8 protein-coding genes are annotated in these 13,786 nt (G+C 61.9%); 3 read left to right on the top strand and 5 right to left on the bottom strand.

Features of this window, described 5'->3' with window-relative positions:
* Positions 1–130 precede the first annotated feature (130 nt).
* Positions 131–2,203, top strand: coding sequence for an alpha-glucan family phosphorylase (gene glgP / locus CRI94_RS13895; RefSeq protein WP_098076946.1), 2,073 nt, complete (start codon positions 131–133; stop codon positions 2,201–2,203).
* Positions 2,204–2,389: 186 nt separating this feature from the next.
* On the opposite strand, the gene CRI94_RS13890 is transcribed toward glgP, so the two are convergent.
* From CRI94_RS13890 to fabF, 5 genes are all read right to left on the bottom strand, one after another.
* Entirely contained in the window at positions 2,390–3,841 is a 1,452-nt protein-coding gene (locus CRI94_RS13890) for a glycoside hydrolase family 13 protein (RefSeq protein WP_098076943.1), read from the bottom strand.
* Positions 3,842–3,901: 60 nt separating this feature from the next.
* A complete protein-coding gene (locus CRI94_RS13885; RefSeq protein WP_098077225.1) occupies positions 3,902–4,558 on the bottom strand; it encodes an alpha/beta hydrolase in 657 nt (218 codons plus the stop codon).
* 52 nt (positions 4,559–4,610) lie between these two features.
* Complete coding sequence (locus CRI94_RS13880) at positions 4,611–5,585, bottom strand: ring-cleaving dioxygenase (RefSeq protein WP_098076940.1); 975 nt, start codon at positions 5,583–5,585, stop codon at positions 4,611–4,613.
* A gap of 458 nt (positions 5,586–6,043) precedes the next feature.
* Positions 6,044–6,421, bottom strand: a complete 378-nt coding sequence (locus CRI94_RS13875) for a hotdog fold thioesterase (RefSeq protein WP_098077222.1) — start codon at positions 6,419–6,421, stop codon at positions 6,044–6,046.
* A gap of 140 nt (positions 6,422–6,561) precedes the next feature.
* A complete protein-coding gene (gene fabF, locus CRI94_RS13870) occupies positions 6,562–7,836 on the bottom strand; it encodes a beta-ketoacyl-ACP synthase II (protein ID WP_098076937.1) in 1,275 nt (424 codons plus the stop codon).
* 1,613 nt (positions 7,837–9,449) lie between these two features.
* Here fabF and CRI94_RS13865 point away from each other — a divergent pair.
* Complete coding sequence (locus CRI94_RS13865) at positions 9,450–11,792, top strand: TonB-dependent receptor (RefSeq protein ID WP_098076934.1); 2,343 nt, start codon at positions 9,450–9,452, stop codon at positions 11,790–11,792.
* Positions 11,793–11,831: 39 nt separating this feature from the next.
* On the top strand, positions 11,832–12,983 hold the full coding sequence (locus CRI94_RS13860; RefSeq protein WP_179862317.1) for a PepSY-associated TM helix domain-containing protein: 1,152 nt from the start codon (positions 11,832–11,834) through the stop codon (positions 12,981–12,983).
* Positions 12,984–13,786 lie beyond the last annotated feature (803 nt).

The raw sequence follows: 13,786 nt of genomic DNA, 5'->3' as shown, positions 1-13,786 counted from the left end.
AATTCTGTACGTCGCTTTGGCACCCGTGCTGACACGGGCGGGGCCCGGCACGCATGTCTTCGTGCGGCTGAACGGCGACCTTATCGCCATGCGCCGTACATCGTTTAGCCCAAATAATCTTTCAGATCGAATGACGACCCGCGAAAAGCTCGACGCTCTATCCGGCAACATGTGGTGGAGCTGGAGTCCGAAAGCCCGGACGCTGTTCGAACAGCTCAATCCGCTGATCTACGCGCAGACCGACAACAATCCAAAGGCAGCGCTTGCCGCAGCCGACGAGGATGTTCTGGATGACGCGGAGTTTCAGTCGGATGTCGATTCCGTGTACGATGAGTTCCAGACGTACATGGACCAGGAGCCGCATTTCGATGATGCCCCGCGCACGGCCTACTTCTGCATGGAGTACGGCCTGCACGAAAGCATGCAGCTCTACTCCGGTGGACTCGGCGTGCTCGCCGGTGACCACACGAAGGCAGCCTCGGACCTCGGCCTTCCCTTCACGGCGGTCGGTATGTTCTTGCGCGAAGGCTACTTCCACCAGTCGTTCGATGCGGACGGATGGCAGCAGGCCACGTACAAGCCGCTCAACCCGGACCATCATCCGGTGACGCCCGTCACGGACGAGAACGGCGACCGCCTGATCATCGATGTGCATGCGGGAGAGCAGCCGATTCACGTCCGCGCCTGGAAGCTCAACCTCGGTCGCACGGACCTCTACCTGCTCGACACGGACTTCGACGCCAACCCGACGGAGCTCCGCAAGCTGACCCGTCGCCTCTACCAGGGTGGCAACCAGCAGCGCATTCGCCAGGAGGTCGTGCTCGGCATCGCCGGCCTGCGTCTCCTCCGCGAGCTGGGCATCGAGTCGGATGTCTACCACGCCAACGAAGGCCACTGCGCGTTCCTCATGCTCGAGCTCCTGCGCGAACGCCTGGAGCAGGGCGAGCTTCGCGTCGAAGCTGAACAGTGGGTCCGCGACCACTGCGTCTTCACGACGCATACGCCGGTTCCGGCCGGACACGACCGCTTCAGCCCGGACCTCTTCGCGAAGGAAATGAACACCTTCCGCGAGTCGCTCGGCCTGTCCGTCGACGAACTGATGAAGTATGGCCGCGTCCACCCGGGCGACCACTCGGAGCCGTTCACCATGACGGTTCTCGGCCTGAAGATGGCCCGCGCCTCCAACGGCGTATCGAAGCTGAACGGTCACGTCGCACGCCAGCAGTGGGAAGGCATGTACCCGGACCGCGAGCTCGATGATGTACCGATCGGCTCCATCACAAACGGTGTCCACCTGCCGACCTGGACGTGTCAGCCCGCCCGCGACTTTCTCGCGGATCACCTGGGCGGCGACTGGCTCGATAAGCGCCACGAGGAAGACGCCTGGCACGCCCTGGCGGACCTCGACGACGAGGTTCTGTGGCAGTACCGCACGATGCTCCGCACGCGCCTGCACGACTACATCAATACGAAGGTGCGCACGCAGAGCCTCCCGATGACGCCGGAACTCGATCCGGATGCTCTCACGATCGGCTTCGCGCGCCGCTTCGCCACGTACAAGCGCGCCCCGCTGATCTTCAGCGATCTCGAACGCGCCCGCGCCCTCTTCTCGCAAGCCGACCGTCCGGTACATCTCATTTACGCCGGCAAGGCCCACCCGGCCGATGACGGCGGCAAGCGCTTCATCCAGCGCATCTTCGAGATCAGCAAGCAGGACGGCTTCGAAGGCAACGTCATCTTCCTGGAGAACTACGACATGGAGATCGGCCGGATGCTCGTCTCCGGCTCCGATGTGTGGCTGAACAACCCGCGTCGCCCGCTCGAAGCATCCGGAACGTCGGGCCAGAAGATCGCGGCCCACGGCGGACTCAACCTGTCGGTCCTCGACGGCTGGTGGCCGGAAGGGTTCGACGGCGACACCGGCAAAGGCAAGAACGGTTGGGCGATCGGCCCGCAGCCCTCGGGCGACTACGGCACCGAAGACCCTGCCGTGCAGGATCGCGAGGATGCCGCATCGCTCTACGAACAGCTGGAGAACAGCGTCATCCCGACGTTCTACGATCGCGACGCCTACGGCGTCCCGACAGAATGGGTGAACATGATGCGCGAGGTCATGACCGGCCTCCCCGCTCCGTTCTCGGCCAAGCGCATGGTGATCGACTACGTCAACAGAATGTACCTCCCGGAGCCGGTCGAGAGCTAATCGCCTCTACCATACCCGGTTGAGCATTCGCGCCGCCTTTCCCGACCGGGGAGGCGGCGCTTTTTAGTGCGAAATGCGGAATTTGAAATGCGAAATGCGGTGGGCGTTGACGCGTTGGAGCGTTAGAACGTTGGGGCGTTGATGCGTTAACACGTTGAACTCTGAACCCTGAACTCTGAACTATATTCAAGTCCAGATCCGCGCGGATTGCGCCGGCAGCGTCGTGGTCACCAATCCATCGTCTAGATCCAGCGGCGCATCGCCTTCTGGCCAGGCGGATTCGTAGCGACGGAGCGGCACCCCGACATCCTCTGCATCGAGGTCGATGACGGCCGATGACGGTCCCGCGTTAAATAGGCAGATCGCCACGGTATCATCCAGTTCTCGCCGAAAGCCGATGACGCTCTCTTCTGCGTAAAAGATGTCGATGCTCCCCGTCCGCAGAACCTCGTGGTCGTGCCGGAGGGCGACGGCGTTCCGGTAATGCTCCAGCAGGTCCTCATCCCACGTGTCGTGCTCATCCCACGGAAACGCCTCGCGGCAGTGCGGATCGTCGCCGGCGGACATGCCGATTTCGTCGCCGTAGTAAATGCATGGAGCGCCCGGAACGGTCATCTGGAACAGGACCGACAGCCGAAGGGCATCTGTATCCTCGCCCATGATCCACAGGGCCCGCCCCATGTCGTGACTGTCCAGCAGGTTGAGCTGCGCCTGCGTGATTTCCCAGTCGTACATCTCGAACACGTCCGTGATCGCGTCTGCAAAGTCTGGAGCGTCGAGCGGCTCGAAGGTGAGGTGCGTTTTCTTGTAGTCGCGGAGGGTTTCCGACCCAAAAAAGCTGAGGGTGGGCCACAGGAACGGGTAGTTCATGACGGCATCAAACTGGTCTCCTTGCAGCCATTCCTCTGCCTCGTGCCAGATCTCCCCGACGATGTAGGCTTCCGGGTTGGCCTCCTTCACCACCTTCCGGAATTCGCGCCAGAAGTCCGAGTCCTCAATTTCATAGGGCACGTCAAGGCGCCAACCGTCAACGCCAAACTCGATCCATTTCCGAGCGATGCGCATGATGTAGGCGCGCACCTCGTCGTTGTCGGTATTTAGCTCCGGAAGCGCCGGAAGGTCCGCCCATGCGTCGTAGTTGTGCGGCGTGTCGGCGTCGGGCGCGTATGGATTCAGCGGCCAGTCGTGGATGTTGAACCAATCGATGTACGGGGAATTCCCGCCGTTCTCCAGGACGTGATGGAAGGGCCAGAAGCCGCGGCTTGCGTGGTTAAACACGCCGTCGAGCACGACACGAATGCCACGATCGTGCGCCTCATCCAGGAGTTCGCGCAGCGCCTCATTTCCCCCGAGAAGCGGGTCGACGTTCTCATAATCGTACGTGTGGTAGCGGTGATTCGCCGCCGAGGCAAAGATGGGGTTGAGGTACAGCGCCGTCACACCGAGCTCGTCCAAAAAATCGAGACGATCGACAATGCCATACAGATCGCCTCCCTGAAAGCCCTGCTCATGCGGGGGCGCGCCCCATGGCTTGAGCGACAACCCATCTTTCACCGGAACGCGACCGCTTCGTGCAAATCGATCCGGAAAGATCTGGTAGAAGACAGCATGCTTGACCCAGTCCGGCGTGCGAATCATCGGGAGGGAAAGGTTCAGGTAAAGAATCGTCTGACGGTGGCGTGGCCCGTCGAACGACCGTTAGGCCGGCTCCGAAACCAGTCCGACAAGCAGATCGCGGACGGCCCGCAGCTCGTCGTCGTTCGTCGTGTGGCCCATGCCGGGATAGATCCGCTTGTCCACGTTCGCGCCCATATCGCGCATCACCTCGGCCGTGTCCTGCATGCGTTCGAGCGGAATGTGCGGGTCCTGGTCACTGCAGCCGAGAAAAACGGGCGTGCGGTCGAGGTTGCCCTCGTACGAGAGCGGCTCATCTTCCGGCCCGATCAAGCCCCCCGACAACCCGACGACCCCACCGTAGCGTTGTGGATGCCGAGCCGCGTACTCGCACGCCAGACACGCCCCCTGCGAAAAGCCGAGGAGAACCAGCCGTGTGCGCGGAATGCCCCCATCCTCAATCGCCGTCACGAGCGAATCGACCGCGTTGAGCGCGGACGTGAGATACGGCTCATTCTGCTCGATCGGAGCCAAAAAGGACTGCGGGTACCAGGTTCGATGAAACGCCTGCGGGGCCAGGCACGCGACCCCCTCGGGAGCAACGTCCCCGGCGAGGCGGAGGATGCTCTGCGCCGTGGCGCCGCGTCCATGAATCAGAATCATGGCAGCGGAGGCGTCTTCGAGGGCCGTCCCGGTCGTGTAGACCGGCTGATCGGCATGTGGGTTGGGGGAATCGGGCATGATGGAGGTAACGACTGAAAACGGGCGGGCGAATTGGGGCGTGCGGGAACGGTCAGGCCGTAGCGGCCGGACGCCGAAGCTCAGGAAGCGCATGTTCGATCTCATCCCGACGGGACTCGAGCCAGGGCGGCAACTTGAGCGTCGTACCGAGCGACGCCTCAGGTTCGTCGTGCAAAAAACCGGGTGCGTCCGTTGCGATCTCGAAGAGCACGCCGGACGTCCACCGGCGGTGGCGGAAGTAAATCGATCGGAAGTACTGTCGGTCCTTCACCTCCGTAACCCGGATGTCCATGTCGCGAAGGCGCTCCTGCCAGTGGACCTGCTCCTCGTCGTCGCGTGCGCGGAGGGCGATGTGGTGAACCGTGCCCTGGCCCAGGCGCCCCGCCGCGTTGGCCGGGTTCATTTGTAGGTCGATGACTGATCCCGGGACCGCTTGATTCTGCGATGGGGCGCGCAGCCGAATGCGCTCATCGGACGTCGCCTCTCGCTCCCAGCCAAAAACGTCCGTAAGCAGTTTTTCGGTGGCCGGCGCATCGATCGCTGGCAGGGTCGCACCAGAGAAACCACGAATCGCGTGTTCACTCGGTACACCGGCGCTCGTCCATACGTCAGCGTCCACCGCCCGTGCCTCCGCGGTGGCGACGATTTCGATCGGGAGGCCATCTGGAGCTTTTGCCGTGAGCACCTCCGTATCGAATCGGTGCGTCCGCTCGGTGACGTGAAGCCCGGCGGTCTCGAGACGTCGCTGCCAGGCATCCAGCGAACCGAGGGGGACGAGGAATGAGGTCGCGCTCACCATGCTAGCGCCCTGTCGGCCCGGGACCGCGCTCGCCCAGGGAAAGAAGGTGAGGATGGTACCCGGGCGCCCCGTTCGATCGCCGAAATAGAGATGATAGGTGCCCGGGTCATCAAAGTTGACCGTCGTCTTCACGAGTCGAAGCCCAAGGACGCCGGCGTACGTGTCGACGGTTTCCTGAGCCGGCCCCGAGATCGCGGTGATATGGTGAATGCCGGAGATCGCAGACATGACGACATCGCAGGGTTCGTGGAAGCAAATTTGGTCACGTCACGCACCCCCAAGACACGCTCTACGATCCCGAAACGAGGGTATGTTTCACCACCTTATTGCGTTGCCAATGGCGCGACTTCCATTTTCGAAGAGACGAAGCGTCGCACGGCCGTGCGACGCTAATATTTTTTTATGTCTCGGGTCGTACCCATTGAACTCTGAACCCTACCTATCAGACACTTTCATTGGAGCGTGTGTCATTTCAGCATTCCTAGGCGCGGCTGCTCAGAGATGGATGGGAGTATGTGGGTATGGGAGTGTGTAAGTGCGTCATATTCGACGATAACGTCTCGTTTCCAGGACGCATCAGACGCACGAGATCCGTTTTTCGTTGACATACGAAGACAGTCCGGTTTGAAATCCAAACTTTCCGGTAGCTAGCTCTGAACCTTGAACCCTGAACCTTGAACTCTAAACTAGTCGTTCTGCTTTTTCACGATTGCGAGCGTGCACCGGCTGACGCAGACCAGTTTGTCGTTCGCGCCTTTGATCTCCACCTGCCAGACCTGCGTCGACCGCCCGCGATGCACCGGCGTCGCCACGGCAGTCACCGTGCCATCGCGTACCGCGCGGATGTGGTTGGCGTTGATCTCGATGCCCATGGCCACGTAGCCGTCCGGCGCCGCGAGGTACGCCCCGATGCTGGCCACACTCTCCGCCAGCACCACGCTGACGCCGCCATGCAGCACCCCAAACGGTTGGTGATGCTTGGGCGTCACGGGCATGGTCGCCACGACGCGATCTTCAGACATCTCGACGACCTCGATGTCGAGGAGCTCCGCCGCTCCGCCCATGCTATCCGGGATCGGCTTCGCCGAAATATCAGCCTGAGCGGCGGCTTCAGCAGCAGAGTGCGCGGCGTCGTTCGCGTCATTCATGTCGGATACGAAAGCAGGTGCGTGGGTAAATGGCACGGGCCAGCTCGCAAAGTCGGTTAGTCGGTGTATTCGGAAAACGCGAGGGTCGTGTTGTGCCCGCCGAAGCCAAACGCGTTGTTGAGCGCCATGCGTACCGGTCGCTCCTTCGCCTCGCCGAGCGTGTAGTCCAGGTCGCAGCCCTCGTCGAGGTTCTCCGTGTTGATGGTCGGCGGAACGATTCCATGCTTGATCGCGAGGACTGCGGCAATAGCCTCCACCGCGCCAGCCGCGCCAAGGAGGTGGCCGGTCATGCTCTTCGTGGCCGACAGACTGAGGTTGTATGCGTGATCGCCAAAGACCGTCTTCATCGCGTTCGACTCGATGGTGTCGCCCATCGGGGTGGACGTCGCGTGCATGTTGACGTGGTCGACCGCTTCGGGCTCCGTGCCGGCATCGTTCAGCGCCGCACGCATCGCGAGCACCGCACCGCGGCCCTCGGGATCCGGGGCGGCGTAGTGGTAGGCGTCATTCGACTTGCCGACTCCGGCAATCTCCGCGTAAATCGGCGCGCCACGCTCCAAGGCGTGCTCCAGTGTCTCGAGAACGAGCGCCCCTGCTCCCTCGGCCGGGACGAAGCCGTCGCGGTCCTCGTCGAACGGGCGGGACGCCGACTCCGGGTCGTCGTTACGGGTCGATAGTGCGCGCATGGACGCGAACCCGCCTACGCACAGCTCGTTGATCGACGCCTCCGTGCCGCCGACCAGCATGGCATCGGCGTGACCCTGCCGGAGAAGAAGCAGCGCGTCGCTGATCGCGTCATTCCCGGTCGCACATGCACTCACGACTGCGTGGTTCGGTCCGCGCAGGCCGTGCTCCATCGCGATCAGGCCCGGCGCCATGTTTGTAATCATCATCGGCACGAAAAACGGTGAAATCCGCCGCGGGCCGTACTCATCGAGCGTGCGGACCTGGTCGATGAACAGGTTCGACCCACCCACGCCCGTCCCGAAGATCGCTCCGATGCGGTCGCGCTGCGACTCTTCTAGCTCCGACGTGTCCAGTTTCGCGTCGTCGAACGCCTGGGCCGTCGCGGCGAGCGCGTACTGGCTAAACAGGTCCTGTCGACGCGCCTGCTTCGGATCCATGTACGGCTCCGGATCGAAGTCCTTCAGCTCGCACGCGATTTTGGACTTGTGCTCCTCCGTATCGAACTTCGTGATTGGGCCTGCGCCGCTCGTGCCAGAAATGAGTCCGTTCCAGAAATCATCTGTCGTCAGACCGATGGGCGTGACGGCTCCGAGACCGGTCACAACGACCCGTTGCATGGTGATGGAACGTGTGGTGGTGGTCATGTGCGACAGAGCCTGAGTCGTGAAAAAGGTGAGGACGAGATCTTTCTCATCGGTACAATCATCAACGTCGTAAGTGTACCGACCGGAGAGGTTGCTATCAAGGTACGAGCATTGTGCTGGGACGTTCGGGGCAAGCGTTCGCTAGACTCAAATCTTCTCTGTTCGACGTAAATTTCAATCCGGACGCGGATGGTGGATCCTATCCGTCTTCCTTTTTTGACGGCTCGATCTTGAGCCATCTCTTGGCTTTGATCGTTGGAGTCGCCTCTCTACCCTCTCTCTGTCTCATTTTTTGAATGATCAAAAAACGAGACGCAAAAAAAATCGCACCAACTGGCACTAGTTCGCTTCGCTCACGTCGCCCGGCGGTCCGCGCTTCGTCTAGCGTTACGCCTTGCGACGCTTAACAAATCGAAAGGGCCCGAAGGGTCATCCCGTGGACTCGCGATCATAGATCGCTCAGACAACGATTTGTTTATTCCGCGTCGCGTGCTTCACGCACCACGGGCACTAACTCGCGATGCTCATGTCGCTCGAGACAACGAACCGCGCAAGGCCAGGGAAGCACGGCGCGGGATCTACTCCCCATGCGTGCACGCTGTCTTGGCCCTCGGAGACGTTCGCCGAATCGACGGAAGCGGAGGCGCCGCGTCCCATAGCTCGTTGGGTTGATGACTGGCGAAAACGATCGAAGGGAAATGCTCCCCAGCGAAGACCTCGAAGCAAGACCCTCGGTTACTTGCAGATCTCCTCCAGAGAGGTCAAAGCCTTGGAGCATTTCAGCGGCACCGGAGCGGACGTCAGGCGAAGGTGTCCCTGGCCTTGACTTTTTTCTCGCCGGTTTTTTGGTCAAGCAAAAAACCGGCACCAAGGAATGAGGGGGCGTTCTCTATTCTTACTGTCTCATTTTTTGGTCGCCAAAAAACGAGATGCAAAAATCGCCACAGGCACTATCTCACTTTGCTCGGATCGGCGACCCGCCTGTCCGAGCTTCGTCTAGCGCTGCGCCCTCGCCGCACCAACCGGTACTAGCTCACCGTGCTCGCGTCGCAGAACGAATCAACGGGGCCGCAGAGTCATCCAGTGGACTCGCCCACAAGGCGGGTTCAGCAATCGTGCTTGCGTCGTTTCGGCCCTCGGAGACGTTCGCCGGATCGACGGGAGCGGAGGCGCCGCGTCCCATAACTCGTTGGGTTGATGACTGGCGACAACGATCGAAGGGAAATGCTCCCCTGCGAAGACCTCGAAGCCATACGATTCATTTTCGGCGGGGCCGTCTCCGAGAGGTCGAGCCTTAGAGCATTTCAGCGGCACCAGAGGAAGCCGGCCCCGCGCTCACTTCAACCGTCACTTTCCACTTCCCAACCCCAACACATCAACACCTTGACACATCAACACCTTGACACATCGACACCTCGACACCTCGACACCTCGACACTTCCAAACCTCCATACCCGAGCCGTTCTCCATTCTTCACGCCGGCATTGCAAGAGCACGTTGAAAATACACGGCAAACCTATTATCGTTAATCCTACTGTGTAGAACGAGTCTAAATAAAGACCAGGCCGATCCGGTCTGGCTGTCCCCCAAATCGGTTTTCTATTTTTCGATCCATGCTATCCCACACGCTTCGGCATTTCGTACTGCTTGTCGGTTGCCTTGCCCTGACAGGACTCGCCACCGTTACCGCCCAGGATGCGTCGGTTGTCGGCACGGTCGTCGATGACTCCGAGGCACCGGTCCCCGGTGCGAACGTTCTGATCCAGTCAACGGAACGTGCACTTCAGCGCGGAACGACGACGGATAGCGACGGCGCGTTTTCCATCAAAGACCTTCCCGCCGGCACGTACACGCTGCGTGCGTCCTTCGTCGGCTACACTCCGGTGACAGAGCGCTTCACGCTTCAAGCTGGCGAGACTCATACGGTCGACATCGTTCTCGCAGCCCAGCGATACGGGATGAACGAGGTCGTTATCAGCGCTACGCGCGGGGAGGAGGCACTTCGTTCGGTACCCACCTCCATGAGTGTTCTCGGTCCGGAGACGATGGACGCGCAGTTGAAGCTCACGACGGACGTCGGCAAACTGCTCTCGCAGAATGTCCCCGGGATGGCACCGGCCACACACACGCTCAGCAACTACGGCCAGACCCTCCGCGGCCGCTCGCTCTTTGTGCTTGTGGATGGCGTGCCGCAGTCGGCTCCGCTCCGTAACGTGCTCCGCGACCTCCACTCGATCGATCCCAGCGCCGTGGAACGCATCGAGGTCGTTCGTGGCGCCAGCGCGACGTACGGATACGGCGGCAACGGCGGGCTCGTAAACTTCATCACGAAGCGCCCGGACCACCCTGGCGTCCACGGCGAGGCGGAAATCGGCCTGCAGGGACAGCCTTCAAATGTAGAAAGCAGCGCCTCCGGCCGCCTGCGCGGACAGGTCGAGGTAAAAGAGGGTGACTACGACGGTCTGATCAGTGCAACCTACGAACAGATCGGATATGCCTTCGACGGAGAAGGCGATCGCATTCCGCAGGACCCACAGGGTCAGGGCGGGCGCGCCGGGAGCGATGTATTCAACGTTCTCGCACGGGGTGGCGTCGATCTCACGTCGCAGCAGCGCCTGGACCTGTCCGCCAACCTGTACAGTGCGCACCAAAACCTGGAGTACCTGACGGTACCCGGCACGCCGGATTCGGCGAAGGCTCGCGCGTCTGCGGCCGGCGACATCCCCGGCAAGGACCCCGGCACGCTCAACCTGGTCGCAAACGCGCAGTACTCGCATGACGAAGTCGACGCCCTCTTCGACAGCCGCGTCGGCGCACAGGTCTTCCTGCAGGACTACGAGACGCGCTTCACCTTCGCCTCCTTCTACCCGGACGGCGGCGGTCAATCCGTGCTTGAGTCGACGAAGATCGGTGCACGCGCCGATGTCGAAACGCCGGTTGATGTCCTCAGCGGGGCCGACCTCACCTGGGGAGCCGACCTTCTGAGTGACCGAACCAAGCAGCCGCTCGAAGACGGCCGCTCCTACGTTCCGCCGATTCACCAGTGGAGCGCCGCCCCCTTCGCCCAGCTCGAACTGACCCTCGTAGACGGCCTCGAACTGCACGGAGGTGCACGCTACGAATCGTTCTGGCTCTCCGTCGATGACTTCACGACGCTATTCGGTGGCCGCGACATCGAGGGAGGCAATCTGAACTACGACGCCTTCGTCTTCAACGCCGGCTTCGTTGCCTCCCTCGATCAGGTTGACCTGTTCGGCAACTTCTCGCAGGGGTACTCCGTCGCCGACGTGGGCCGCGTTCTCCGCTCGCCGCCGGACACGACGGCTTTCACCGTCGAATCACTGCGTCCGGAAGCGCAGAAGGTGAACAGCTACGAACTCGGCCTCCGTGGCGGTACGGACAATGTGAGCGCCTCCGTCACCGGCTTCCTGAACACGTCCGAGTTCGGCTCGACGCTGAGCGACTTCCCGGAGCTCCAGCTGGTTCGCGCGCCGGAGCGGATTTACGGAATCGAAGCCACCCTGGACGCCCGATTCAACCCGATGCGCATCGGCGGGACAGCGACGTTCCTCGAAGGCAAAACGGACACGGATGACGACGGCGACTACGAGACCTACCTGCCGGGCAGCCGCATCCCTCCGGCGAAACTAACGGGCTACGTCGCGTACGTGCCGAGCGACTTGTGGCAGGTGCGCGCGCAGGTTCTCCACTCCGGATCGCGGGATCGCTTCGATGGATCGGCGGCGACAGCCTTCGGCCAGGGCGATGTCGACGCCTACACGGTCTTCGACCTCTCTGCCTCCGTTGAGGCCGGACCGGGAACGGTCGGGATCGGGATCGAGAACGTCTTCGACACCTTCTACTTCCCGGCGATCTCGCAGTGGTACAACCTCGGCTCCGGATACGCTGCCGCACCGGGACGTCAGGTTCGCCTCTCGTACACCGTGCGCTGGTAACGCTGCGCCCCGCTCCGTACCGAATCACTGCAGCCCGCCGTGCCGACGATCCGTCAGCTTTCGTCAACCATCCACCTCTGGACCGGCCTCGCCCTGAGTGGAATCGTGATTCTGCTCAGCGTGACCGGAAGTGTCCTCGTATTTAAGGACACGATCGATGCGTGGATGCGCCCCGATCTGTACGAGGTCGAATCGGCGGGAGAGCAGTCGGTGGGCCGAGCAGTGCATGCCATCCCCAACGTTGCCGACGGCGAGTCTCCGTGGCTGATCGAGCTTTCCGGTCACCGGGACACGCCGGTGGTCGTCTGGATGGGGCAAGGAGAAGAGCACGTCTTTGTGGACCCGTACCGGCAGACCGTTCTGGGCCGCCGTGCTCCCGATGCCGGCTTCGTGAACACGCTGTTCGACCTCCACGCCGAGTTGATGGCGGGCCGCACCGGTGGCATCATCGTTGGCGTGAGCGGACTGCTTCTCGTGCTGGTGTCGCTGACGGGCCTTGTCCTCTGGTGGCCACGACGCCTCCGTGCACTTCGTGCGGCGCTCGTGGTCGTCTGGAAAAAGGGATGGAAGCGGCTAAACTACGACTTGCATCGTGCCGGCGGGTTTTACACCCTCGGTTTCGTGCTGTTAACCGCGACTACGGGCGCTGCGCTGATCTTCTATACCAGCACGCAGGAGCTCACGAACACGGCCACAGGCTCACCGGCTTGGCCCCCGGCGCCCCCGACCGTGGATACGCCGGTCTCGTTTTCGCCAACAGCAATCGACGCGGCCCTCGACTCCGCCCGCAGCGCTCTTCCGGGAGCCACCGCCTCATTCGTGTACGCCCCGGCCGCACCGGAGGCACCGCTCACGGTCCGGCTTCAGGCGCCCGGCGAGTGGCATCCGAACGGACGAAGCTTCGTGCATATCGCGAGCGATGGCTCCGTGCTCCGCGTGGACGACGCGCGGTCGGCGCCCGTTGGCTCTCGCATCATGCACGCCACGTACCCGCTGCACATCGGCGCGGTCGGCGGACCGGTCGTCCGCTGGCTCTACGTCCTTCTCGGCCTCGCGCCAGCGGTGCTCTCGATTACCGGTACGATCATCTGGTATCGGCGGTGGAAGCGTACCGTTCCGGACCAAGGAGGGGATTCGGCGCCGGATGCTGAAGCGCCCGTGCCGGTTCGTGCGGCGCGATTGCCGGAGTAGGCGGAGAAAACCTCCGGGTTTTCTTTGTAAACGAGGTGGCTGATTCGAGTACTGCGATTATCCTCCTCGTTCATGTCCCATTTTTTGGACGACCAAAAAACGGGACTCAAAAAAGTCGCCCGTCTGTCCGCGCTCCGGCTGGCGTCTCCTCTCGATCGCGGAACGAATCGAAAGGGCCCGAAGGGTCATCCCGTGGACTCGCCTGCAAAGCAGGCTCAGACAACGATTCGTTCGGTTCGCGCTCTTGCTACAACGCTTTTTCGCCGGACCGCGCAAGGCCGGGACAGCACCCTCGTTCAGCAATCGTGCTTGTGTCGTTTCGGCCCTTGGAGACGTTCGCCGCACGGACGGGAGCGGAGGCGCCGCGTCCAATTGCTGGTTAGTCCGCCGGTTAGCGAAAACGTTTGGCGGGAAATGCTCCCCCGCGAAGACCTCGAAGCAACGCCGTCAGGTATTTGCACATCTCCCCCAGAGAGGTCGAGCCTTGGAGCATTTCAGCAGCGCAGAAGCGGACGTCAAGCGAAGGTCTCCCTGGCCTTGACTTTTTTGCGCTGGTTTTTTGGTCAAGCAAAAAACCGGCACCAAGGAATGAGGGAGCGTTCTCTATTCTTACTGTCTCATTTTTTGGATCGCCAATAAACGAGACGCAAAAATCGCCACAGGCACTACCTCGCTTTGCTCGGGTTGGCGACCCGGCGGTCCGCGCTTCGTCTAGCGCTCCGACTCCGCCGCACCAACCGGTACTAGCTCACCGTGCTCGCGTCGCAGAACGAATCAAAGGGCCCGCAAGGTCATCCTGTGGA

The sequence above is a fragment of the Longibacter salinarum genome, from assembly GCF_002554795.1.
In the GTDB taxonomy this organism is placed as follows: domain Bacteria; phylum Bacteroidota; class Rhodothermia; order Rhodothermales; family Salinibacteraceae; genus Longibacter; species Longibacter salinarum.
The sequence above is the reverse complement of the archived record's forward strand: the minus strand, read 5'-3'. Positions and strand labels throughout refer to the sequence as shown.

What these genes read in the sequence shown, in the direction of transcription:
- glgP (WP_098076946.1), top strand. Translation starts at nt 131, where the DNA reads ATGACGACCCGCGAAAAGCTCGACGCTCTATCCGGCAACATGTGGTGG.
- CRI94_RS13890 (WP_098076943.1), bottom strand. Translation starts at nt 3,841, where the DNA reads ATGATTCGCACGCCGGACTGGGTCAAGCATGCTGTCTTCTACCAGATC.
- CRI94_RS13885 (WP_098077225.1), bottom strand. Translation starts at nt 4,558, where the DNA reads ATGCCCGATTCCCCCAACCCACATGCCGATCAGCCGGTCTACACGACC.
- CRI94_RS13880 (WP_098076940.1), bottom strand. Translation starts at nt 5,585, where the DNA reads ATGTCTGCGATCTCCGGCATTCACCATATCACCGCGATCTCGGGGCCG.
- CRI94_RS13875 (WP_098077222.1), bottom strand. Translation starts at nt 6,421, where the DNA reads ATGGGCGGAGCGGCGGAGCTCCTCGACATCGAGGTCGTCGAGATGTCT.
- fabF (WP_098076937.1), bottom strand. Translation starts at nt 7,836, where the DNA reads ATGACCACCACCACACGTTCCATCACCATGCAACGGGTCGTTGTGACC.
- CRI94_RS13865 (WP_098076934.1), top strand. Translation starts at nt 9,450, where the DNA reads ATGCTATCCCACACGCTTCGGCATTTCGTACTGCTTGTCGGTTGCCTT.